The following is a 22,480-nucleotide window of genomic DNA, read 5'->3' on the forward strand; positions in this document are numbered from 1 at the left end:
CGGCGCCGCCGTCCGTCACGCACCGTCGTGCCGGCACCGCGGGTAGGGTCCACCGAGTGGACCTGCGGCTGGTCGAGTACTTCGTCGCCGTCGTCGACCACGGCGGGACGACCCGGGCCGCCGAGGCCCTCTACGTCTCCCAGCCGTCGCTGTCCCAGGCCATCCGCACCCTCGAACGGCAGCTCGGCGTCACGCTGTTCGACCGGTCCCGGCGCCGCCTCGTCCTGACCCCCGACGGCGAGGCGTTCACCGGACCGGCCCGGCGCATCCTCGCCGACGCCGAGCACGCCCGTGACCGCGTCCGCTCGGTCCGCGACCTCGCCGCCGGGCGCCTCGAGATCGCCGCGGTCGCCGCGCTGACCGTGGACCCGCTCCCGGACCTGGCCGGCGCGCTGCTGACCGGCCACCCGGGCATCCGGCTGACCGTGCTCGACCCGGGCACCACCGACGGCGTGGTCGGCGAGGTGCGCCGCGGCCGGGCCGAGCTCGGGCTGATCGACCGCCCCATGCCGGACGGGTCGTTGCCCGTGCACGAGCTGTGGGAGCAGGAGACGGTGCTCGTGCTCCCGCCGGCGCTGGCGGCCGACCTGCCCGACCCGGTCCCGCTGACCGCGCTCGCCGGGATCCCGATGATCGTGGAGCCCTCCGGCTCCCGCAGCCGCGCGGTGCTCGAGGCCGAGCTCGGCGACCTCCTCGACGTCGGCGTCGAGTGCGCGCACCGGCCGGCCATCGGGCAGCTGGTCGTGCACGGCGCCGGGGCGGCGTTCCTGCCCCGGCGGATCGCGGAGGACGAGCTCCGCGACGTGGTGGTGCGCTCCACGGTCCCCTCGATCCGGCACACCGTCCGCGTCGTCCACCGGCCCGGCCCGCTGTCTCCCGCCGCGACGGCCTTCCTGCGTGCCGCCGAACTCATCCGGGACGGGCGGTCGCCAGAGCCGACCGCACGAACGCCTGCCCCGCCGGGGACAACGCCGCCGGGTCGAACACCAGGCCGTACGACCGGCTGATCCGCGGCTCGATGTCGCGCACGACGGCCCCGCGGGCGACCGCGTCGTCGGCCAGGGACCGTTCGAGGAACGTGGCGCCCACCCCGGCCAGGACGAACGGCAGGCGGGCCTCCCGGTTCTGCAGCACCGCCGCGGGCCGGATCCCGCGACCGGCCCGGCGTACCGACCGTTCGATCTCCCCGGCCTGCGAACCGCCCCGCGGCACGATCACCTGCGGCAGGTCCGGCAGCCCGGACAGCGGCATCGGGTCGTCCGGTGGGACGTCCGAGCCGGGCGGGAAGACCAGGCACCACTCCTGCGCACCGAGCTCGCGGACCTCGAGGTCCGCGCTGTCCAGTGCGGGCAGGTGGCAGCACACGATCTCGCAGTGCCCGTCCCGGATCATCGACGCCGCCGACGCCTCCACCCGCAGGTCCCCGATGCGCACGGACACCCCCGGGTACTCCCGGCGGAAGGCCCCGACCAGGCGGGCCACCGGCTCGGCGGCGAGGCTCGCGAACGCGACGAGGTCGAGCCGTCCGCGCGGCTTCCCGGCCGCGTCCACCACCGCCCCCTGCGCCGAGACCACGGTGCGCAGCATCCGGCGCGCCGGGCCCACCAGCGCGTGACCGGCCGAGGTCAGCACCATGCCCCGCCCGACCCGGTGGAACAGCTCGACGTCGAGGTCGCGCTCCAGGACCCGGATCGCCCGGGAGACGGAGGGCCGGGCCAGGCCGAGCGCGCTCGCGGCGGCGTTGATGCCGTCGTGGTCGACGACCGCGAGGAAGTACTCGACCTGGTGCAGCTCCATCGGTGGCCGACCCTACCGACCGCCGACCCCGGTCACAGGCCCTGTGACCTGGCCACATAGGCACCGGCTCACACCGTGTTCGCGGCCCCGTCTTTGACCCGTGCGACCCACGTCACCTTCACTGGCCCGGAACGCGGACCACCCGGCCTCCGTCGCCGCACCGGCGACCGGGCGACCCGTGGGTCCTCACCGACGAGTACCTCCCGCTCCGAAGGGTCCGATGACATGGCCTCAGGCTCAGCCCCGGCGGTGACCGGCACCGCGACGACCACCCCGGACCCCGGCGCCGGGTCCCGCACGACGGCGTGGGGGCTCACCGGGCTGCTGGTGCTGCTGTACGTGGTCAACTGGGCGGACAAGGCCGTCCTCGGGATCGTGGCGCAGCCCCTGGCCGACGAGCTGGGCCTGTCGGCGTCCCAGATCGGTCTGGTCGGCAGCGCGTTCTTCGTGACGTTCACGATCGGCGGGTTCTTCGCGGGCCTGCTCGACCGGTGGATGCCGCTGAAGTGGTCGCTGGTGCTGCTCGCGCTCGGGTGGGCGGTGGCGATGCTGCCCGCCGTCGTCGCGGCGACGTTCGCGGTGCTGCTCGTGAGCCGGATGGTCCTCGGGTTCGCCGAGGGCCCGTCCGGAGCGATGATCCACACCGGCGTCTACTCCTGGCACCCGCCGGAGAAGCGGGGCGTGCCCTCGGCCTGCATCACCGCGGCCGCCTCCATCGCGAAGATCGCGATCGCCCCGGTGCTGACGCTGATCGTGGCCACGTGGGGCTGGCGGGCCGCGTTCGTCACGCTGGCCGCCGTCGGCGTCGTGTGGTGCCTGGTGTGGCTGCCGACCTGGCGGGAGGGCCCGTACGGCAAGCGGGCCGCGCCCGCCCGGAGCACCACCGAGTCGACGACGCAGGCCGATCAGCCGACCGCGTCGGTGCCATGGGGACGGATCCTGCGCACCCCGACGTTCCTCGGCGGCGTCGCGGCGATCCTCCCGATGTACGCGGTGGTGACGGTCGTGCTGACGTGGCTGCCGTCGTACTTCGAGGAGGGGCTGGGGTACTCCCGGGTGCAGGCCGGCGTGATGTTCGGCTTCCCCAGCATCGCCAGCCTGCTGATGCTGTTCGTGCTCACCGGGATCAGCGACCGCCTGATCTCCCGCGGCTCGACGTCGCGGATGCTGCGTGGGGTGCTCCCCGCGACCGGTCTGCTCGCGTGCGGGCTGTCGCTGACGGCGCTGCCCTGGTTCGACGTGCCGTGGATGGCCGTGGTCGTGGTGTCGGTCGGGTACTCGTTCGGCGCAAGCATCTTCCCGCTGTTCAACTCGGCGATCTCCGAGGTGGTCCCGGCCCGGCAGCTCGCCGGCACGCTCGGGGTGTTCCTCGCGCTGATGGCGACCGGTGGGCTCGTCGGGCCGTACCTGACCGGTCTCGTCGTCGACGCCGCGGCCACCCCCGCCGAGGGCTACGCCTCCGCCTTTCAGATCTTCGGGGTGATGTCCGTGGTCGGTGCGGTGATCGCGTTGCTGACGGTGAACCCGGAACGGGACAAGGCCCGCCTGCTGGGTGCGTCCGCCACGAGCCGGCACGCCGGGGTGCAGGAGTGACGGACGTGCTCGACCGGCTCGGCTTCGCGGCGATCGCCGCGACCGACCCCAGTCGGGTCGCCGTACTCGACGCCGACGGGACGTCAACGAGCTACGGCGAGCTCGCCCGGCGGGTCGACCGGCTCTCGCACGCGTTCGCGGCCCGCGGGCTCGGCCCCGGCGACACGGTCGCGGCCGTGCTGCCGAACCGGCGCGCGTACTACGAGGTGCGGCTGGCGACCGGGCAGTCGGGGCTGTACTTCACGCCGATCGGCCACCACCTCACGACCGCCGAGATCGCCTACGTCGTGGCGGACAGCGAGGCACGGCTGGTCGTCGCGGACCGGACGCTGACCGGGACCGTCGGTGCCGCGCTGGACGAGATCGGTTTCGGGCCGGGCGGCCGGATCGCGGTGGACGGCGCGCCGGGGTGGACCGACTACGAGCAGCTGCTCGCCGGGCAGCCCGACGGTCCGCTCCCGCAACCGCGGGCCGGTGAGGTGATGGGCTACACATCGGGGACGACCGGTCGTCCGAAGGCGGTCCGCAAGCCGCTGCCCGACGGGCCACCGCGGTTCTCGCAGCACGTGCTGGACTTCATGGCCCGGCTCGACATCCGGCCCGGGCGCGAGGTCCATCTCGCCGCGGCCCCGCTCTACCACGCCGCGCCGGGCACCTTCTCCGCCGTCGCGCTCGCCCTCGGGCACACGGTGGTACTCGCCGAACGTCCCACGCCGGAGGAGTGGCTGCGCCTGGTCGAGCAGCACCGGGTGTCGGTGACGTTCACGGTGCCGACGACGCTGCAGCGCCTGGTGCGCCTGCCCGCGGCGGTCCGCGGCGGCCACGACACCTCGTCGCTGCGCAGCGTCGTGCACGCGGGGGCGCCGTGCCCGCCGGAGGTCAAGCGGCAGGCGATCGAGCTGCTGGGACCGGTACTCACCGAGTTCTACGGCGCCACCGAGGGCTCGGCGACGGCGCTGACCTCGGCGGAGTGGCTCACCAAGCCGGGCAGCGTCGGCTACCCGCTGCCCGGTACACGGGTGCGCGTGCTCGACGACGACGGTCGCGACGTCCCCACCGGCGAGGCCGGGACGGTCCACTTCTCGCTGCCCACGCCGTTCGAGTACTTCAAGGCCCCGGCGAAGACGGCCTCGGCGATGCACGACGGGCTGTTCACCGCCGGCGACATCGGCCACCTCGACGACGACGGCTGGCTGTTCCTGCACGACCGGCGCACCGACCTGGTGATCTCCGGCGGGGTGAACCTCTACCCCGCGGAGATCGAGGGCGTGCTGGCGGCCCATCCGGCCGTGGCCGACGCCGCCGTGATCGGCGTCCCCGACCCGGAATGGGGGCAGCGCGCCGTCGCCGTCGTCCAGCCGGAACCGGGCGTACCGGCCGGGAGCGCCCTGGCCGACCAGCTCGTCGCGCACTGCCGCACCGCGCTGGCCGGCTACAAGGTGCCGCGCACCATCGAGTTCACCGACGAGCTCCCCCGCACCGCGTCGGGGAAGCTGCTGCGCCGGGAGCTGCGCGACGCCCGCCGAGCACCGGCGCCCGATCAGGCCCCGCCGACGAACTCCGCCGGGTAGTACCGCTCACCACCGAGCTCGGTGCTGAGTGCGAACGCCGTGTCCGCGAGGACGCGGACGGCCGGGGTCGGCTCGTGCACCGGGAGCGTGCGCGCGGTGCCGATGACGGCCACGGTCGCGCAGATCCCCGCCTCGTCGAAGACCGGTGCCCCGAACGCCGTGATGTCGGACTCGGTGATGTGGGTCGACGAGATGCCGGTCCGCCGGACCTGCTCCACGCGCTCGGCCAGCCCGGGGTCGTCGGCGAGGCGCCGCTCGGCCCGCGACCGGTCGGCCATGAAGGCGAGGAACACCTGGCTCTGCGCCGAGTCGGCGGGCAGCTGGTGCCCGACCCGCACCGACACCACCACGGCGTTCGAGCTGTCCTCCTCGACCCGGGTGACGACGGGACCGGAGGACCCCCAGAGCCCCAGGGCCGACGACAGGCCGGTCGCCCGCGAGAGCCGCGCCAGGTGTGCCGGTGCCAGGTCGACGACCGCTCGCCGCCCGAGCGCGAACGTACCGAGCTGCACCAGCAGGCCGCCGGGGACGAACGACGTGCCGTCGCGCCCGCGCTCCAGCAGGCCGCTCGAGACGAGGGACGCGAAGTAGCGGTGCGTCGTGGTCCGGTTGAGCCCCAGCTCGGTGGCCGCGGCGGCGACGGTGAGCTGCGGACGGTCCGACCGGAACAGGGCGAGGATCTGGCTCGCCCTGGTCACGGCCTGGATGTCCGACGAGGCCCCGTCGCTCCCCCGTTGCACGGGCTCGTCCATGGCAGATCCCTTCCCCACCTCGTCGATCGACGAGGTCGACCCTAGGCCGCTCGGCGTCTTGACCGAGCCCCCGGCACGCTGCATTCTGTTCACATCACGAACATTGATATCACGATGTGAACATCAAGGAGCAGGATGTCGTACGGAGCGAACGACCCCCGGAGCGCCATCGCGGCCGGCCGGCAGACCCCGGCGCGGCCGAACGCACCGGCCCAGTTCCTGGACCTCAGTGAGCTGGAACCGGACGAGATCAGCTCCCTGGGCAGCCGCACGTGGTGGGTCCGCGGGCAGAACATGGTGGTCGCGCACACCCAGGCCCGTGCCGGGGAACGGCTCGAGCGCGCCGGGCAGGCCGACGAGTACATGGTGGTGTTCCCGGACGCCGGGGCCGTGGCAGAGATCGGCACGGGCACCGACAAGGCGACCGTCACCGACCGGTCCGTCGTCGTCGTGCCGGCCGGTGACAGCCATGTCGAGGTCCGGTCGGACACGACGGTCGTGCGGCTGTTCTCCGTCCGCTCGGCCGACCTGCTCGACCGCTGCCGCAACCGGTCCGCCTACGCCGAGCCGGACCCGAACGTCGCGCCGTTCGAACCCTGGCCGGACCCGGTCGACGGCCCACGGGTGCGGATCTACCCGGTCGCCGACCATCCGTACGAGCCGGGCCGCTTCGGCCGGATCTTCCGGTGCAGCACCGTCATGGTGAACCTGTTCGACGCCGACTTCGGGCCGCGTGACCCCGCGAACCTCTCGCCGCACCATCACGACGACTTCGAGCAGTACTCGCTGACCGTCGCCGGCCGGTGGGTGCACCACATCCGGACCCCCTGGACCCGGGACCTGGCCGACTGGCGGCCGGACGAGCACGTGGAGGTCGCCAGCCCCTCGGTCACGGTCATCCCGCCGCCCGCGGTCCACACCAGCCGCTCGGTCGGCCAGGGCGTCAACCAGCTGATCGACGTCTTCTGCCCACCGCGCCTCGACTTCTCCGAGCGCCCGGGCTGGGTGCTCAACGACGCCGAGTACCCGCTGCCGCCCGGGGCCCGGCCGTGATCCCGGCGTTCCGTGACCTGTTCACCCCCGGCGGGCCCGCGCTCGGAACCTGGGTGAAGCTCCCGGTCGCCGACAGCGTGGAGATGCTGGCCGCGGCCGGGTTCGACTTCGTCGCCGTCGACATGGAGCACGCGCCGCTCGACCTGCCGACCGTGCACCGGCTCATCGGCACGGCCCGCGGCTGCGGCCTCCCGGCGCTGGTCCGCGTGCCCGACCGGACGGCCTCGACGATCGGCCGGGTGCTCGACTCCGGGGCGGCCGGCGTGCTCGTCCCGCACGTCGACGACGTCGAGCAGGCGCTCGCCACCGTCGCGCACACCCGGTTCCCGCCGCACGGCACCCGCGGGTACGGCCCGACCGTGCGGGCGGGCCGGTGGGGCACCGACGTACCCGGCTACCTCGAGGCCGCGGAGCGCTCCGTGGCGATCCCGCAGCTGGAGAGCCCGCAGGCCGTCGCGGCCGTCGACGCCATCGCCGCCGTCCCCGGGCTCGGCGCGCTCTTCGTCGGCCCGGCCGACCTCACGGTCGCCACCGGACTTCCGGCGGGCTCCGCCGAGTTCGACGGCCTCCTCACCCGGGTGCGGGAGGCCGCGGTGACCCACGGTGTCCCGCTCGGCACCGCGGTCGGGAACCCGGCGGCGGCCCGGGCGCTCCCCGACCACTACGACTTCGTCCTCGTCGGCAACGACGCCTCGATGCTCGCCGGTGCCGCGCGCGGCACCGTCGACGACCTGCGACCGGCCGGTGCCAGCGCACCGGCCGCCGCCACAGCGAAGGACCGGCCATGACCTCCTCCGTGCACGACGACCGGCCCGCCGGGGCCGCGGCACAGTCCCCGGAACGCCGCCGGGCACTCACCGGTGGCATCACCGGCTACTTCGTCGACCAGTTCGACATCTACCTCCCGGTCATCGCGCTGGCGCCGGCGATGGCCTTCTTCGTCCCGCCCGGCCTCGACGCGAGCACCCGGACGATCATCGGCGCGTTCATCTTCACCGCGACGCTGCTGGGGCGCCCGATCGGCGCGATGATCTTCGGGGTGCTGGCCGACCGGACGGGCCGGCGCAAGGCGACCATCATCGCCATCACCGGTATCGCGGTGACCACGCTGCTCATCGCGTTGCTGCCCGGCTACTCGAGCATCGGCATCTGGGCCGTGGTCCTGCTGATCGCGCTGCGCCTGCTCGACGGTGTGTTCCTCGGCGGGGAGTACACCGCGGCGATCCCGCTCGCGATGGAGTGGACGCCGAAACGCCGGCGCGGGCTCGCCAGCGGGCTGATCACGATGACGTCCCCGCTGGCGCTGTGCCTGATCTCGCTGCTCACGCTGCTGTTGCTGCAGATCTTCCCCGCGGGTTCGCCCGACTCGCCGTACGCGGTGTGGGGCTGGCGCATCCCGTTCGTGATCGGGGCGCTGCTGGCGTTCGGGGTGCTGTACTACTTCGTCCGGTACGTGTCGGAGCCGGAGGCCCAGCAGCCGGCGGGCACCGGTGCCCGGCGGGTCTCGCCGCTGCGGGAGCTGTTCGCCGGGGAGCACCGGCGCAGCCTCCTGCAGGTGTTCGTCCTGATGACCGGGATCTGGACGGTCCTCAACGTCACCGTCACGATCCTCCCGGAGCTGACCTCCGCGGCCGCCGGTATGACGTCGACCCAGCTGACGCTCGCGCTGGTGGTCGCCTCCGCGATCTGCACCGTGACCTACCCACCGGCCGGTCTGGCCAGCCAGCGGTTCGGGCGCCGGCCGTTCTACATCGTGACCGGCGCGGTCGTGGTCGTCGTCGGCGGTGGGACGCTCGCGGTCCTGGGCCGGGCCACCGACCTCGGCTACTGGTCGGCCACCGCCCTGCTGACCGTGGCGTTCACCGTCGGGATCCTCGCGTTCGGCCCGATCGCCGCGCACCTGACCGAGCGCTTCCCGGCGTCGCTGCGGGCCACCGGCTACGGCGTCGGCTACAGCCTCGCGCTCGTCGTCCCCGCCTTCTTCGCCTACTACCTGCTCGGTCTCGAGGCCCTGGTCGGCCCGGCGCTGGCCCCGGCCGCGCTGGTCGTCATCGGCGGCCTGCTCACCGTCGCCGGCGCCTGGCTCGGGCCGGAGACCCGCGACGTCGACATGCACAGCGGCTGAGGCCGCCCCGATCTCCCAGGAGGAACCACCATGACCAGCACCGCCGTCGACGCCGTCCTCGACGGACTCGTCGACATGCACTGCCACTCCGGGCCGTCCCCGATGCCCCGGGAGTTCGACCACGCGGGCGGCGCCCGCGACGGCTGGGAGCGCCTGCGCATGCGGGCGATGGTCGCCAAGTGCCACCACCACAACACCCAGATGGACGTGCTCGCGCAGCGTCCGCTGCTGGCCGACATCCCGACCGAGGTGATCGGCGCGGTCGCGCTCAACACCACGGTCGGCGGCCTCAACCTCGCGCAGGTGCAGCTCTGCCTCGGGCTCGGCGGCAAGATCGTCTATCTGCCGACCGTGTCGTCGGGCCGGCACATCGACTGCCACGCCGAGAACCTCGGCTTCCCCACCCCGACGGTGAAGCTCACCGCCGAACGCATCGAGGTCGTCCGCGACGGGGAGGTCGTCCCGGACCTGCTGCCGATCTTCGACCTGATCGCCGAGCACGACGCGGTGCTCAACGGCGGCCACCTGCACCCCGACGACATCACCGCCTGCTTCGCCGCCGCACGCGAACGCGGGGTCCGCAAGTTCGTCGTCTCGCACCCGGACTTCGTCATCGGGGCCGACCCGAAGCAGTGCGCGAGCTACATCGAGGGCGGGGCGCTCATCGAGCACGAGCTGCACATGTACGACCCGGGCGCGACGATGCGGTGGCCGGTCGAGCAGCTCATGGAGTGGATCTCCGCACTCGGCCCGGAGAACACCCTGATCGGGTCCGACCTCGGCCAGGCAGGCTTCCCGCGTCCGGTGGACGCGTTCCGCCGCGTCGCCGGGGCCCTGCTCGACCTCGGGCTGGGCGAGAAGGACCTGCGCCGGATCGTGCACGACAACCCGCGCGAGCTCCTGTCGCTGTCGGACTGACCCGGTACGGGCCCGTTACCGTACGCACCGTGGGGCGGGGATCGGCACGGGTGCGGCGGACGCCGGTACGGGACGCGGTGGCCACGCTCAGCCCGGGGTCGTTCGCCTTCGTGATGGCGACCGGCATCGTCTCGGTGGGCATGGCCCACCTACACCTGGGCCTGCTCTCCACCGTGCTGCTGGTGATCGCACTCGTCGGGTACGCCGTGCTCGTGGTCGCCACGTCGTACCGGGCGCTGGCCTTCCCGCGGGCGCTGCGAGCCGACCTGATGGACCCGGGCCGGGCGTTCGGCTTCTTCACGTTCGTGGCCGCGACGAACGTGCTGGGCACCCGGCTCGCGATCGACGGCAGGCAGCGGGTCGCCCTCGGCCTGCTGGCCGTCGGGTGGCTCAGCTGGCTGGTCCTGGGTTACCTGGTCCCGGCCACCACGATGTTCCGGCGCTCCGCGGTCCCGGTGCTCGGCCAGGTGGACGGGACCTGGCTCGTCTGGGTCGTCGCGACCCAGTCGGTCGCCGTCCTCGCGGCGACGCTGGAGGCCACGACGACCGTCTGGCGGGACGCGTTCGCGCTGCTGGCCCTGTTCGCGTGGATGCTCGGCTCGCTGCTCTACGCGGTGGCGATGGCCCTGGTGACCGCCCGGTTGCTGCTCCACCCACCGTCCCCGGAGGAGCTGACGCCGCCCTACTGGATCACGATGGGCGCGACCGCGATCAGCACGATGGCCGCCGCGACGATCATGACGATGGCCGAGGCACCGAGTGCGCTCGCGGCGAGCGGGTTCGTCGCCGGGGCCGCGCTGGCGTTCTGGACCCTGGGCACGTGGCTGTTCCCGGTGCTCGTCGCCGCCGGCTGGTGGCGACACCGGGTTCACCGCGTCCCGCTGCGCTACGAGACGAGCCTGTGGACGGTGATCTTCCCGCTCGGCATGTACGGCGTGGCCAGCCACACCTTCGGCGAGGCGGCCGAGCTGCCGATCGTGACCGCGATCGGCGCCGCCGAGGGCTGGGTGGCGCTGGCGGCATGGACGATCACGTTCGCCGCGATGCTGGTCGCCCCCGTGCGTAACCGCCTGCGCAGCACCCGCGACGCCGCCGGTCACGGCCGCCCTGACGACAGGTAGGCACTCCCGCAGCCACACCTGGCAGGCGCACCCGCCGAGCCTCACCGTCGGCCGGTGCCGAGCGCGCCGGGTTCGCCCACGCGGCGCGAAGGCCCGTACCTGCATCGAGTCTCAGTACTGAGAGCTTCACGGGACCGTGCCGCGCGGATGATCCGTACAAGCCGGTACGGGATGCGCCGTCCTCACCGGCTCACGACAAGCCCCCCAGACGAAGGAGTCGAAGTGGGTAGGTTTGATGGCAAGGTCGCCCTTGTCACCGGAGCGGCCCGTGGCCAGGGCCGCAATCATGCGCTCGGGCTGGCCCGCGAGGGCGCCGACGTCATCGTCGTCGACCTCTGCGACGACATCAGGTCGGTGCCGTACGCGCTCGGGACCGAGGCCGACCTCGCTGAGACGGTCAAGCTGGTCGAGACCGAAGACCGCCGAGCCGTCCAGGCCGTCGTCGACGTCCGCGACGCCGACGCCATGGCGGGGGCGGTCGACGCGGCGGTGGCCGAGCTGGGCCGGCTCGACATCGTGGTGGCGAATGCCGGGGTCTGTAGTTACGGCGGGATCCGCGATCTGACGACCGCGCAGTGGGACGACATGATCGGCACCAACCTCACCGGTGTCTTCAACACTGCGCGCACCACGATCGAACACGTCATCGCGGCCGGCGGTGGGGCTTACGTCCTGACCAGCTCGGTGTACGGCCTCAAAGGCAACGGCGGCGTCGCGCACTACACCGCCGCCAAGCATGGTGTCACCGGCCTGATGAAGGCGATGACCCACGAGTTCGCCCCGCACGGCATCCGGGTCAACTCGGTGCACCCCACCACCGTGGACACCGACATGATCCAACACGACGCGCAGTACAAGCTTTTCCGCCCGGATCTCGAGGCGCCGACAGCCGAGGACGCCAAGGCCGGGTTCGCATCGCTGAACATCATGCCGATCCCATGGGTCGAGACCTCGGACATCACGACCGCGGTGCTGTTCCTCGCCTCCGACGACGCCCGCTACATCACCGGAGTCGCACTCCCCGTCGACGCCGGCTCCATGCAGATCTGAAGGAGACCCGATGACCTCCACCCTGACCACGCCCCCGCAGGCCGGTGGCCGTCCCGCCGCCGAGGAGCTCTACGCGCGCGCGGAGGCCCTCGTTCCAGTCCTCCGTGAGCGCGCCCGTACCGCCGAGGGCATGCGCCGCATCCCGGACGAGACGATCGCCGACCTCGAGGCCGCAGGTCTGTTCTACGTCGTGAGCCCGCAGAGCGAGGGCGGCTACGGCCACAGCATGCGCGAGCTCGGCACGATCACTCGCATTCTCGCCAAGGGCTGCGCCTCGACGGCTTGGGTATACTCGTTCCTGGTGGTGCACAACGTCTCCATCACCCAGGACCTCAAGCAGTTGCTCAATGGCCGCCCCTTCGCCACCGCAGCGCTCTCGGCCGGGTTCCAGGCGACGCCGTCCGGCACCGCCGTCCCGGTCGAGGGGGGCTGGCGGGTCACCGGCAAGTGGCCGTTCGCGAGCGGCATCATGAACGCCGACCACGTCCTGTTCGTCACGCTCGAGGAGCGCCCCGGCGACGAGGAGCCCGCCGTGCTCGGTCTGTGCGCCGATGTCGCGGACGTCGAGCTCATCGACATCTGGCACATGGCAGGGATGCAGGCCACGGGATCGAACACCTTCGCGCTGGACGACCACTTCATCCCCGCCGACCGCCGGTGGACAGCGTTCGGCCAGGAACGTCTGACCCCGGCGGACCCGAACGACGTACGCCCGCTCGAAGGCTTCTCCATCATCCGCATGTTCGACGTCCTGCTCTCCGCGGTCGCCGTCGGCTGCGCCGAGGCTGCCGTCGAGGACATGCATGCGCGGATCCAGACCCGGATCGTCGGCTTCGGGCTCGGGCCACAGCGCGAGCACCCGGAGGCCTGGGGCCGCTACGGCCAGGCCCTCACCGAGGCTCGGATGGCCCGCACGCTGTGGGACGAGACCCTGCGAATCGTGACCGACTTGTCCGACCGGGGCGAGGCCGCGGACGTCGAGACGGCGGCGAAGCTTCGAATGGCCTCGCCTCGGATCTGTCAGGTCGCCCGCGACGCCATCCAGATCGTCGTGGAGGGGTCGGGGTCGAGCATCTTCCACCTCGACAACCCTCTCCAGCGCCAACAGCGTGACGTCAACTTTCTGAAGAACCACTCCTACCTACACCCCGACGGCGCCTTCGTGCCCGCGGGAGCCGCCCTGCTGGGCCTCGCCGACCCGGTCGACGGACTGCTGCTGATCTGAGTTCCGGCCCGCCCGGCGGGGCCTCCCCTGACCGGGCGGGCGGGTCGTTCCCGGCGGTCGTCGCGCAGGAGATCGACCGTCGTGCATCGTGAGGTGTGGCCGTGTCCGATGAACGTGGGATCCCACCGCTTCAGGCAGAACGCTGGGGTCAGACCGCGCGCCGCCAGACCATGGCGGCGCGCGAGCGCCTGCTGGGGGCCTCGACCACGCAACCGGAGACGGCGGCGAGCGCCCTCGTGCGCAGCGAGATCGTCACCTCTTGGCGACGCTCACAACTCAATGGAATCGATCCCGGCGCCCCGCTCACCCTCCCCCACGATCCGGAGCGCGAGGGCGCGCCGCGGCTGCTGCGTGCGGCGGAACCGGTCCTCCAACGGCTCAGCGCCGACCTCAGCAACACCGTGATCACCCTCGCCGACAGCTCGTCGTGGATCCTGTGGCGCGCCTCGGCCGACAAGCGACTCCTGACCGGTCTCGACCAGGTCGCTGCGATGCCGGGATCGCTACTGGCCGAAGAGGTGGCCGGAACCAACGGACTCGGCACGGTGCTCGAGGTCCGCGGACCCGTGATCGTAGCCGGCCCCGAACACTTCCTCGAGGGGATGCAGGACTTCACGTGCGTCGGTGTCCCGGTCCGCGACCCGTTCTCCCGCCGTCTCGAAGGCATCGTCGCCCTGACGTGCCACTACCGTGACACCAACGAACATCTGCTCCCGCTCGTCGCCGAAGCGGCCAAGGAGATCGAGGACCGCCTCCGCCTGGGTTCCTCGACCCGCGAGCGGGCGTTGTTCGACGCCTTCGTCCGCACCGCCAGGTCCCCCGCGCTTGCCGTCGCTTCGATGAACGAGGAGTACCTGTTCACCAATGCGCAGGCCGCGCAACTGTTCGACCCCTCCGACCATGCCAGACTCTGGGATTGGGCTCAGGAAGCCATGCGCAGCAGACGGACCATGACCGGACGCGTCACCCTGAGCCGGGGGTTCGCCGTCGATGTCCGCTGCTCCACCGTGCACGACGGGCCGACAGCCGCGGGCGTCCTGCTCACCATGCGTTCCACACCCGGAACCCAGTCCTCCGACAAGGCGCCGAAGCGACAGGTCTCGACACCGGAGTGGTGGAAGGTGCGCGAGGCCGGGCTCCGGCTGTTCCGTGCCCGACGAAGGGTTGCCGTTCTCGGCGAAGGTGGGGCCGGCAAGGCCACGCTCGCGCGAGCGCTGCACGATGCCACAGCGCCGCGGACTCCCCTCATCGAGATCGACTTCGCTGTCGACGGCATCAGCTCGTTCGTCGACGGCCATCACGACCCCTCGTCGACCTTCCTCCTGCACCACGTGGACTGTCTCCCACGACGAGCAGCGCTCGAGCTCGCGGCCCGCCTGGAACGCGCCGCCGCACGGGTGCTTCTCGCCGTCGACCCCGACGTAGTCGAGGCCGCTGTGCTCGGCAGGCTGCTGGACCGCACGGACGGTGCGGTCACCATCCCGCCACTTCGCGAGCGTCGACAGGACCTCCCCGGCCTGGTGAGCGCCCTTCTACGGGATCTCGGCGCGGATTCCGAGCGCCGCTGTACCTCGGGAGCGATCACCGCGCTCATGCACCACGATCTGCCCGGCAACGTCGCCGAGCTTCGCCGCGTCCTGTCCACGGCGCTCGCCACCTCGACGTCACGCGATATCGGAGTGGACGACCTTCCCCCCACCCACCGCACGGTGACGCGGGACGGTCGCAAGCTCATCGCCCTCGAGGAGGCAGAACGCGCGACCATCGTCGACGCGCTGCAGAGCACGGGGTGGAACGCCGAGTCCGCCGCCGAGCACCTCGGCATCTCACGGGCGACGATCTACCGGAAGATGAAGGCACTCTCGATCCGACGACCCGTGCAGCGCTGACACCCCTCTCAGCTGCCGGTCTCTGTATTGAGACCTCTGCCGCGCTCCAGGTCTGGTGTCGTCTACTTCACCGAGCGATGCAGCTCGGCGTGAACGCACAGGAGGACACAGTGGTCTCATCCCGGGTCAACACCATCGCGTCCGAGGCCTATGCAGGCTGGCTCCGCGACGGTGCGACGGTCGAGGAGATGCGGACAGGGTTCGACGACATGTGCCCCGCCCCAGGCCCGGAGGTCGAGGTGGCCGAAGGAGTCGTGGGCGGTATCCCCGGTGCGTGGGTCAGCGTTCCCGAGTCCGACGAGACGATCATCCTGCACTTCCATGCAGGCGGTTACCTCATCGGCTCCCCGACGAGTCACCGCGATCTCGCCGCCCGCATGGCACGCGCCGCCCGGGCTCGTGTCTTCCTCGCCCATTACCGCCTGGCACCCGAGAGCCCGTTCCCCGCTGCCTTCGACGACGGCGTCAGCGCGTACAACGGCATGCTCGCCGACGGCGTTGACCCGTCCTCACTCGTGATCTCAGGAGACTCCGCCGGCGGCGGGCTCGCCCTCGCCGTACTGGTTGCCGCACGCGACGCCGGAAGGCCGGCGCCCGCAGCCGGAGTTCTGATGTCGCCGTGGGCCGACCTCACGCTGTCCGGTGACTCCATGTCCGCGCGGGAGCCCATGGACCCGCTTGTCAGCCGCGCCGTCCTGACCGGCATGCAGGAGGGCTACCTCCAGGGAGCGGATCCCACGGACCACAGGGCTTCGCCGTTGCTGGCCGACCTCGCCGGCCTTCCGCCACTCCTTGTTCAGGCCGGTAGCAGCGAGGTCCTGGAGGACGACGCGGTACGAATCACCGATGCCGTCCTGAACTCGGGCGGGGAGGCCGTTCTCCAGATCGGGTACGAGATGGTCCACGTGTTCCAGATGTTCGCCGACAAGATCCCCGAAGCCGCCAACGCCATCGAGCGAATCGGGTCCTTCGTCCGCGCGCGTACAGGCGCAGCTGCTGTGGCCTGACCGCGATCGCGCCGGGCTCGTCGCGACGCGTGTGGCGGGTGGCTCGGTGTGTGCCCTCCACAGCCGTGTTGCATAGCGGTACGCACAGCACGTTCGGCCACGAGCGCCCGCACGGCACCACGGTGGCGTTCGTGGCCGCGCTGCGAGGCCAACCGCTGATCGCTGCGGCGTAGCGTGACGCCCGGGCGACAGGCGACAGGCGACAGGCGACAGGCGAGGACGGTGCATGCGGGGCTACGGGTTCCTCCGGGCGGGCGGGCCGGAGCAGCAGGCGTTCCTGGAGGTCGACGAGCCGGTGCCGGGGCCCGGTGAGCTCCTGGTGCGGGTGCGGGCCGCCGGGGTGAACCCCGGCGACTGGCGGGTGCGCGACGGTTCCTACGGCGTCGAGGGCCCGGCGGTGCTCGGCCGCGAGGTCGCGGGCACCGTGCTCGGCGCCGGCGCGGGCGTCACCGGTTTCGCCCCCGGCGACGAGGTGTTCGGGGGCTGCCCCGGCATGCTCGGCGGCTGGGCCCCGACGGCGGTGGTCACGGCGTCGTTCGCCGCGCACCGGCCGGACGGTGTGTCCCCGGAGCAGGCGGCGGTGCTGCCGGTGGCCGCCGGGACCGCGTACGACACGCTGGAGAACCTGCAGCTCGCAGCGGGGTCCACGCTGCTGGTCAACGGCGCCGGCGGCGGGGTCGGCCTGCCGCTGGTCCAGCTCGCACGCCGGCGCGGGCTCACCGTCGTCGGTACCGCGAGCCCCGCCAAGCACGACCTGCTCGCCCGGCTCGGCGCGACCGCGGTGGCCTACGGCGACGGCGTGACCGACCGGCTCCGGGCGGCCGCGCCGGGCGGGATCGACGGCGCGCTCGACCTCGTCGGCGGGGACGCGCTGCGTGCCGTCGCCGCCCTGGTGCCCGCCGGGCGGCTCTACTCCGTCGCCGACAAGCCGCTGGTCAAGGCACTCGGCGGGGACGAGGTGACCCGCGACCGCAGCACGGCGGTGCTGGCCGAGCTCGCGCGGCTGGTCGCCGCGGGCGAGCTCGACCCGATGGTGGGTGAGGTCCGCCCGCTGGAGGAGGCGGGAGCGGCACTCGCGGCGGTCGAGGGCGGGCACGTCACCGGGAAGATCGTGCTGGTTCCGTAGGCCGGCCCGCCCCGTGGCCGCCGAGCGGGCGCCACTGCTGGCCACGCGAACCCCGGTCACGGACGACGACCCCGGCGTCCTGAAGTTGCTCCCGCAGGTCGGAGGCGGTGTCGGTGTCGTCGTCGCGTCGGGCACGCGCCCTGCGGCGCAACTGCGTGTGGGCCTCGCCGGGCAGGTCCGGGGTGCCGTCCACCCAGTCACGGAAGCGGTCCTCGTCCGGGTCGCGGGTGCCCGACCAGGGGTAGCCGGCGGCCTCGAACGCGGCGGCGAGACGTGCGGCACCGACGTCGGCCTCCCGGCGCAGGAGCTCCCGGCCGTCGGCGTCGCGCAGCACCAGGTCGTGCGGGTCGGTGAAGACGCTCGCGATCCGCTCCCGCCCGACGTAGCAGCGCGCCCGGTCGCGCGCGACCGTGACGCCGTCGGCACCGATCTCCACCGCGATCGTCTCCGCCCGGATCACCGCGACGAGCAGTGCCGCGGCGACCAGCCCGGCCACGGTGCCGAGCCCGATCAGCCACGGCTCCGGGATCTGTTCGAGCAGGCGCAGCGGGCCGGGGGCTCCGCCGACCACGTCCACCAGCCACCGGGTGAGCGGGCCGACCAGGTAGCCCGCCGCGGCACCGACCGGCAGCCCGGCGAGCAGGATCGCGCCGAGCAGCGCGTGCGAGATCCGCACGGTGCGCGTGGGTGCCGTCATGGTCGTCCCTCCGGTGTCGGGGTACGGGGCAGCGCGTCCGGTGCCGTCCGGCGCCGGACGACGGCCGCCAGCGCGAGTGCGGCCAGGAGCAGCGCCGCGTTCTGGGCGGCCTTGGCGGCGACCGGGACGCCCTCCGGCACCGGCGCGAGACCGCCGAGCAGCGCGCCGCCGACGATCGCGGCCGCGCCGAGCAGCCCGATCTCGCGGGCTCCCCACCGCCGGTGCACCGCGACCCGGCGCAGCAGCACCGCGACGGCGAGCAGGAGCGCCACCCCGGTCACGACGCCGGTCCAGGTCGGCGGGAGGACGTTGAAGCCCAGGACGGCCACGACGCCGCCGGCGAGGATCGCGCCGGTCCGCACAGGACGGCCGTCGGGGTTGCTCCGGGCCGGCCGGCCCGCCCGGGACATCGCCAGGGCGACCAGCGCCGCGACCACGAGCAGCACCCCGGCCGCCTGCGGGACGGACGGGGCGTAGCCGTAGGTCCGGCGGCCGTCGCCGTGCACGAGCGCGGCGGCGAGCGCCCACAGTACGAGCACGACCCCGATCCCCCACCGGCCCAGCAGCGGGCGGCCCCGCTGCGACGGGGCCAGCGCGTGGTGCACGGCCAGCGGCGCACCCACGCTCATCACGACGTGGCCGACCACCCAGCCCAGCGTCGCGGACGCGCTGAGCTGCAGCGGCTCGATCAGCGTCGGTTCGCGCAGCTCGGCCCAGTACGGGATGTCCGGGCGCGAGTCGCCGAACATCGCGAGGTCGATCACCCCGGGCATCGCGACCCCGAACGCGGCGGCCAGCAGCAGCGTCCCGGTCCAGCCCCGCCCGGTGCGGACGGTGACCTCCCGGATCAGCAACGCCGCGCCGCCGTAGAGCGGCACGAAGATCAGCAGGCCGGCCAGCAGTGCGAGCGCGTCGCCGGTGGAGGTCAGATACGCCTGCAGGTACTCCGCCGCCACCGGCGCGCCCACGGCGATGCCGGCCAGTGAAGCGATCCGGGCACGGAGCGGGAGCATGCCGGCACATTAACAGAGCGGCCACTCCATTAACTACGATGGAGCCATGCCGCGCCCGATCGATCCCGCCCTCCGGCGAGCCCGCCGACTCCAGATCATCGACGCGGGTCTGACCGCCTTCGCCGAGCACGGCTACGCCGGTGCCACCACCGCGGAGATCTGCCGGATCGCCGGGATCGGCTCGGGCACGTTCTTCCACCACTTCCCCACGAAGAACTCCCTGCTGGTCGCGATCCTGGAGCTCGGCGTCGAGGAGACCATCGCGTTCTTCACCGCGCGCGACCCGCAGCGCCCGCCGCGGCAGGTCCTGTCCGACTACGTCGAGCACGCGGTCGGCGATCTCGCCGACCCGCGGGCAGCCGGTTTCATCACCGTCGTCGGCGGGCTGACCGCGCACCCGGAGATCGCCGCCGCACTGCAGGCCGACGAGGACACCACCCGATCCCGGCTGCGCGACGTCGTGGCCGCGGCCCAACAGCAGGGCCAGGTGCGCGACGACCTGCCCGCCGACCGGCTCGCGGTCTGGATCATGTTGCTGGTGGACGGCTTCGCGTCCCGGGTCACGACCGGTGGGTTCGACGTCAGGACCGAGGCACCCCTGCTGCAGGAGCAGGTCGGGGCGCTGCTGGACGGTCCGCGCTCCACCCCGACCACGCCGTGCTGAGTCGCGCACACCGATTTGATCAACGTCAGTGCCGTAGGCCGAGGACCCTGGCTGCGTTCTCCTTGAGGATCAGCGGCCGGATCTCGTCCCGCAGGTCGAGCTCGGCGAAGTCGGCCAGCCACCGATCCGGGGTGATCACGGGGTAGTCCGAGCCGAAGAGGACCTTCTCCCGCAGGAACGAGTTCGCCGCCCGCACCAGCTGCGGCGGGAAGTACTTGGGCCGCCAGCCGGACAGGTCGATGAACACGTTCGCCTTGTGGGTGGCGATCGAGATCGCTTCGTCCTGCCACGGCACCGACGGGTGCGCCAGCACCACGGTCAGCTCCGGGAAGTCGGCAGCGACGTCGTCGAGCAGCATCGGGTCCGAGTACCGCAGCTTGATGCCGCGCCCGCCGGGCAGCCCGGCGCCGATCCCGGTCTGCCCGGTATGGAACAGGGCGGGCACCCCGGCCTCGGCGACCGCGTCGTAGAGCGGGTAGTAGGCCGGGTCGTTCGGCGCGAAGGCCTGCAGCGAGGGATGGAACTTGAACCCGCGCGCCCCGCGCTCGGCCAGCCGGCGGATCCGCGCGACCGACGCCTTCCCGCCGTGCGGGTCGACCGAGCCGAACGGGATCAGCACATCCGGGTGCGCTGCCGCGGCGTCCACGACCTCCTCGCTGGACAACGCCGGGTGCCCGGTGCCGGACACCGCGTCGACGGTGAACACCACGGCGGCCATCGACCGCTCGCGGTAGTGCTCCGCGATCGCGGCGACGGTCGGCGTGCGGTCCTGGCCGGCGCGGAAGTACGCCGCCGAGGCGTCCATCAGTTCCTGGTCGAGCGACAGGCAGCCGTGGCCGTCCTGCTCGACGTGGGTGTGCACGTCGACGGCGACCAGCCGGTCGGGATCGATCGTCACGGTGAGTCCTCCCGGGGCTCGGTGAGCGCGGTGTAACCCAGTTCCAGGCTCTGCCGGAACAGCGGGTGCTGGACCTCGGGCACCGCGCCGAGCATCTCGGACTCGATCGACCCGACCAGCGGGTCGCAGCGCGCGAGCAGGTCCCGGCCGGTGCCGGTGAGGGTCAGCAGCAGGACGCGGCGGTTGTCCGGGTCGCGCCGGCGCGCGACGTGGCCGCGGTTCTCCAGCCAGCGCACCATCTCGTTCATCGTCTGCGGGGTGACGAACGAGCGCCGCGCGAGCTGCGCGGACGACAGCCCGTCCCGTTCACGCAGCGCCGTGAGTGCGGTGAACTGGAGCGTGGTGAGTCCGTGCGGTCGCAGGGCCTCGTCCATCCGGGCCCGGATCGCCAGTTCGAGGCGCTTGACGAGATAGAGGGTGAGGGGTCGGTCCGGCACCGCGGGATCCTCCCGCACCGCTCCCGCGGGCGTCGGCATCGGCGTCGGGGCCGTCACCCGAACCGCTCCCGCAGCGCCGCCTTCATGACCTTGCCGGAGCCGGTCCGGGGCAGCTCGTCCAGGAAGTCGACGTGGCGGGGCACCTTGTAGCCCGCCAGGCGGTCGCGCAGGTGGGCCCGGATCCCGTCCGCGTCGGCCTGGGCGCCGGGCCGCAGCACGACGACCGCCCGCGGCACCTCGCCCCAGGTCGGGTCCGCTGCCGCGACGACCGCGCACAGCTCGACCGCCGGGTGCTCGTACAACGCCGACTCGACCTCGGCCGGGTACACGTTCTCCCCGCCCGAGATGATCATGTCCTTGATCCGGTCGACGACGGTGACGTAGCCGTCGTCGTCGACGGTCGCGACGTCGCCGGAGTGCATCCAGCCCCCGGCCAGCGCCTCGTCGGTCGCGTCGGGCCGGTTCCAGTACCCGAGCATCACGTTCGGTCCCCTGACCAGAATCTCGCCCCGCTCCCCCGGCGCGACCGGGTCGCCCGCGGGATCGACGATCCGGACGTCGGTGAAGAACGACGGCACACCCGCGGTGCCCGCCTTCGTGCGGGCCGACGCCGGGTCGAGGATCAGCACGCCGGGTGCGGTCTCGGTCATCCCGTAGCCCTGCACGAAGGTCAGGTCCCGTTCCAGCCACCGGCGCGCAGTCGCGTCCGGCACCGGGGACCCGCCGCAGAGCAGAGCGCGGACGCTCGACAGGTCCGTCGCGGCCCAGTCCGGCCGGGCGGCCATCGCGTCGTACATCGCGGGCACACCGAACAGCAGCGTGACCCGGTGCCGCTCGACCAGCCCGAGCGCGGCAGCCGGGTCGAACGACTCCATGAGCACGCAGGTCCCGCCCTTGAGCAGTGTGGGCAGGCAGGTCATGCCCAGCGCCGCGGTGTGGAACAGCGGCGCGGCGACGAGCGCGACCTCGTCGCCGGACAGGTCGGACTCGACCAGGACGTTGACGCAGTTCCAGGTGAGGTTGGCGTGCGAGAGCACGGCGCCCTTCGGGTGGCCGGTGGAACCCGACGTGTACATGATCAGGCACGGGTCGTCGGGCCCGACCGGCTCGTCGACCGGTGCAGCGCTGCCCGCGACCAGGTCGTCGTAGGAGCCACCGATGACCAGCCGCGTGTGCAGCATCCCGCCCGTGGCGGCGTCCACCGTCGGCCCGGCCGCCGCGGTATGCACGAGGACCGACACACCGGCGTCGTCGAGCACGAACGCCAGTTCCGGTGCCGCCAGCCGGGTGTTGACCGGCACGAACACCGCCCCGAGCGACGCGGTGGCGAACAGCGTCTCCAGGTACGCCGGGTGGTTCGGGCCGAGGTAGCCGACCCGGTCCCCGCGGCGCACCCCGAGCCCGCGCAGGCCCGCGGCCAGCGCCGCGGTGCGCCGGGCCAGCTCGGCGTAGGTGTCGCGGCGGCCGTCGTGCACCAGCGCGACCCGGTCCGGCGTCATCCGCGCCCGGCGCGCCGGCCAGGAGCCCAGTCCCCCGTCCCGCAT

General features: G+C 72.9%; 21 protein-coding genes. 14 read left to right on the top strand and 7 right to left on the bottom strand.

Going from position 1 to position 22,480, the window contains the following annotated elements; genetic code table 11:
- Positions 1 to 56 precede the first annotated feature (56 nt).
- The gene (locus tag BM093_RS14500; protein ID WP_177238479.1) at positions 57 to 1,007 is read left to right on the top strand and encodes a LysR family transcriptional regulator; all 951 of its coding nucleotides are present in this window, start codon (positions 57 to 59) and stop codon (positions 1,005 to 1,007) included.
- Here BM093_RS14500 and BM093_RS14505 read toward each other — a convergent pair.
- Positions 910 to 1,797, bottom strand: coding sequence for a LysR family transcriptional regulator (locus BM093_RS14505; protein ID WP_093342988.1), 888 nt, complete (start codon positions 1,795 to 1,797; stop codon positions 910 to 912). The two genes, BM093_RS14500 and BM093_RS14505, sit on opposite strands and share 98 nt — an antisense overlap.
- 225 nt (positions 1,798 to 2,022) lie before the next feature.
- Between BM093_RS14505 and BM093_RS14510 the strand changes: the two genes are divergently transcribed.
- Positions 2,023 to 3,390, top strand: a complete 1,368-nt coding sequence (locus BM093_RS14510; protein ID WP_093342991.1) for an MFS transporter — start codon at positions 2,023 to 2,025, stop codon at positions 3,388 to 3,390.
- On the top strand, positions 3,387 to 4,961 hold the full coding sequence (locus BM093_RS14515; protein ID WP_245773522.1) for an AMP-binding protein: 1,575 nt from the start codon (positions 3,387 to 3,389) through the stop codon (positions 4,959 to 4,961). The genes BM093_RS14510 and BM093_RS14515 overlap by 4 nt, the downstream gene beginning before the upstream one ends.
- Here the strand turns inward: BM093_RS14515 and BM093_RS14520 are convergent.
- A complete protein-coding gene (locus tag BM093_RS14520) occupies positions 4,931 to 5,713 on the bottom strand; it encodes an IclR family transcriptional regulator (protein ID WP_093342994.1) in 783 nt (260 codons plus the stop codon). The genes BM093_RS14515 and BM093_RS14520 overlap by 31 nt on opposite strands.
- Positions 5,714 to 5,848: 135 nt before the next feature.
- On the opposite strand from BM093_RS14520, the gene BM093_RS14525 reads away from it, so the two are divergent.
- From BM093_RS14525 to BM093_RS14570, 10 genes are all read left to right on the top strand, one after another.
- Positions 5,849 to 6,766 (top strand): cupin domain-containing protein, encoded by a 918-nt coding sequence (locus BM093_RS14525; RefSeq protein ID WP_093342997.1) that lies wholly within the window; start codon positions 5,849 to 5,851, stop codon positions 6,764 to 6,766.
- A complete protein-coding gene (locus BM093_RS14530; RefSeq protein WP_245773523.1) occupies positions 6,763 to 7,554 on the top strand; it encodes an HpcH/HpaI aldolase family protein in 792 nt (263 codons plus the stop codon). The genes BM093_RS14525 and BM093_RS14530 overlap by 4 nt, the downstream gene beginning before the upstream one ends.
- The gene (locus BM093_RS14535) at positions 7,551 to 8,891 is read left to right on the top strand and encodes an MFS transporter (RefSeq protein ID WP_093343000.1); all 1,341 of its coding nucleotides are present in this window, start codon (positions 7,551 to 7,553) and stop codon (positions 8,889 to 8,891) included. Before BM093_RS14530 ends, BM093_RS14535 begins: the two co-directional genes overlap by 4 nt.
- Positions 8,892 to 8,921: 30 nt before the next feature.
- Complete coding sequence (locus BM093_RS14540) at positions 8,922 to 9,809, top strand: DUF6282 family protein (RefSeq protein ID WP_093343003.1); 888 nt, start codon at positions 8,922 to 8,924, stop codon at positions 9,807 to 9,809.
- A 29-nt stretch (positions 9,810 to 9,838) separates the two neighbouring features.
- Positions 9,839 to 10,930 (top strand): tellurite resistance/C4-dicarboxylate transporter family protein, encoded by a 1,092-nt coding sequence (locus tag BM093_RS14545; RefSeq protein ID WP_218162772.1) that lies wholly within the window; start codon positions 9,839 to 9,841, stop codon positions 10,928 to 10,930.
- A gap of 222 nt (positions 10,931 to 11,152) precedes the next feature.
- Complete coding sequence (locus BM093_RS14550) at positions 11,153 to 11,980, top strand: mycofactocin-coupled SDR family oxidoreductase (protein WP_093343006.1); 828 nt, start codon at positions 11,153 to 11,155, stop codon at positions 11,978 to 11,980.
- Between the two features lie 10 nt (positions 11,981 to 11,990).
- Positions 11,991 to 13,205, top strand: a complete 1,215-nt coding sequence (locus BM093_RS14555) for an acyl-CoA dehydrogenase family protein (protein WP_093343009.1) — start codon at positions 11,991 to 11,993, stop codon at positions 13,203 to 13,205.
- Positions 13,206 to 13,306: 101 nt separating this feature from the next.
- A complete protein-coding gene (locus BM093_RS14560; protein ID WP_143105384.1) occupies positions 13,307 to 15,094 on the top strand; it encodes a sigma-54-dependent Fis family transcriptional regulator in 1,788 nt (595 codons plus the stop codon).
- Positions 15,095 to 15,183: 89 nt separating this feature from the next.
- Positions 15,184 to 16,101, top strand: a complete 918-nt coding sequence (locus tag BM093_RS14565; protein WP_177238480.1) for an alpha/beta hydrolase — start codon at positions 15,184 to 15,186, stop codon at positions 16,099 to 16,101.
- A 226-nt stretch (positions 16,102 to 16,327) separates the two neighbouring features.
- On the top strand, positions 16,328 to 17,227 hold the full coding sequence (locus BM093_RS14570) for an NADP-dependent oxidoreductase (RefSeq protein ID WP_093343017.1): 900 nt from the start codon (positions 16,328 to 16,330) through the stop codon (positions 17,225 to 17,227).
- Here the strand turns inward: BM093_RS14570 and BM093_RS14575 are convergent.
- Positions 17,199 to 17,924, bottom strand: a complete 726-nt coding sequence (locus BM093_RS14575) for a YqeB family protein (RefSeq protein ID WP_093343019.1) — start codon at positions 17,922 to 17,924, stop codon at positions 17,199 to 17,201. The two genes, BM093_RS14570 and BM093_RS14575, sit on opposite strands and share 29 nt — an antisense overlap.
- Positions 17,921 to 18,937, bottom strand: coding sequence for a hypothetical protein (locus BM093_RS14580; protein ID WP_093343021.1), 1,017 nt, complete (start codon positions 18,935 to 18,937; stop codon positions 17,921 to 17,923). The genes BM093_RS14575 and BM093_RS14580 overlap by 4 nt, the downstream gene beginning before the upstream one ends.
- A 46-nt stretch (positions 18,938 to 18,983) precedes the next feature.
- On the opposite strand from BM093_RS14580, the gene BM093_RS14585 reads away from it, so the two are divergent.
- The gene (locus BM093_RS14585) at positions 18,984 to 19,601 is read left to right on the top strand and encodes a TetR/AcrR family transcriptional regulator (RefSeq protein WP_093343023.1); all 618 of its coding nucleotides are present in this window, start codon (positions 18,984 to 18,986) and stop codon (positions 19,599 to 19,601) included.
- Between the two features lie 25 nt (positions 19,602 to 19,626).
- On the opposite strand, the gene couO is transcribed toward BM093_RS14585, so the two are convergent.
- From couO to BM093_RS14600, 3 genes are read right to left on the bottom strand one after another with little or no spacing between them, the layout of a single operon-like run.
- On the bottom strand, positions 19,627 to 20,493 hold the full coding sequence (couO, locus tag BM093_RS14590) for a 4-hydroxyphenyl-beta-ketoacyl-CoA hydrolase (protein WP_093343188.1): 867 nt from the start codon (positions 20,491 to 20,493) through the stop codon (positions 19,627 to 19,629).
- Between the two features lie 2 nt (positions 20,494 to 20,495).
- The gene (locus BM093_RS14595) at positions 20,496 to 20,975 is read right to left on the bottom strand and encodes a MarR family winged helix-turn-helix transcriptional regulator (protein ID WP_093343191.1); all 480 of its coding nucleotides are present in this window, start codon (positions 20,973 to 20,975) and stop codon (positions 20,496 to 20,498) included.
- 14 nt (positions 20,976 to 20,989) lie between these two features.
- The gene (locus tag BM093_RS14600; RefSeq protein ID WP_093343025.1) at positions 20,990 to 22,480 is read right to left on the bottom strand and encodes an acyl-CoA synthetase; all 1,491 of its coding nucleotides are present in this window, start codon (positions 22,478 to 22,480) and stop codon (positions 20,990 to 20,992) included.

It is taken from the genome of Pseudonocardia ammonioxydans (genome assembly GCF_900115005.1).
Classification (GTDB): domain Bacteria; phylum Actinomycetota; class Actinomycetes; order Mycobacteriales; family Pseudonocardiaceae; genus Pseudonocardia; species Pseudonocardia ammonioxydans.

Coding starts and splice junctions, on each gene's coding strand:
- BM093_RS14580 (WP_093343021.1), bottom strand. CDS start 18,937: ATGCTCCCGCTCCGTGCCCGGATCGCTTCACTGGCCGGCATCGCCGTG.
- BM093_RS14555 (WP_093343009.1), top strand. CDS start 11,991: ATGACCTCCACCCTGACCACGCCCCCGCAGGCCGGTGGCCGTCCCGCC.
- BM093_RS14510 (WP_093342991.1), top strand. CDS start 2,023: ATGGCCTCAGGCTCAGCCCCGGCGGTGACCGGCACCGCGACGACCACC.
- BM093_RS14535 (WP_093343000.1), top strand. CDS start 7,551: ATGACCTCCTCCGTGCACGACGACCGGCCCGCCGGGGCCGCGGCACAG.
- BM093_RS14575 (WP_093343019.1), bottom strand. CDS start 17,924: ATGACGGCACCCACGCGCACCGTGCGGATCTCGCACGCGCTGCTCGGC.
- BM093_RS14595 (WP_093343191.1), bottom strand. CDS start 20,975: ATGCCGACGCCCGCGGGAGCGGTGCGGGAGGATCCCGCGGTGCCGGAC.
- BM093_RS14600 (WP_093343025.1), bottom strand. CDS start 22,480: ATGCGGGACGGGGGACTGGGCTCCTGGCCGGCGCGCCGGGCGCGGATG.
- BM093_RS14570 (WP_093343017.1), top strand. CDS start 16,328: ATGCGGGGCTACGGGTTCCTCCGGGCGGGCGGGCCGGAGCAGCAGGCG.
- BM093_RS14520 (WP_093342994.1), bottom strand. CDS start 5,713: ATGGACGAGCCCGTGCAACGGGGGAGCGACGGGGCCTCGTCGGACATC.
- BM093_RS14505 (WP_093342988.1), bottom strand. CDS start 1,797: ATGGAGCTGCACCAGGTCGAGTACTTCCTCGCGGTCGTCGACCACGAC.
- BM093_RS14525 (WP_093342997.1), top strand. CDS start 5,849: ATGTCGTACGGAGCGAACGACCCCCGGAGCGCCATCGCGGCCGGCCGG.
- BM093_RS14540 (WP_093343003.1), top strand. CDS start 8,922: ATGACCAGCACCGCCGTCGACGCCGTCCTCGACGGACTCGTCGACATG.
- BM093_RS14585 (WP_093343023.1), top strand. CDS start 18,984: ATGCCGCGCCCGATCGATCCCGCCCTCCGGCGAGCCCGCCGACTCCAG.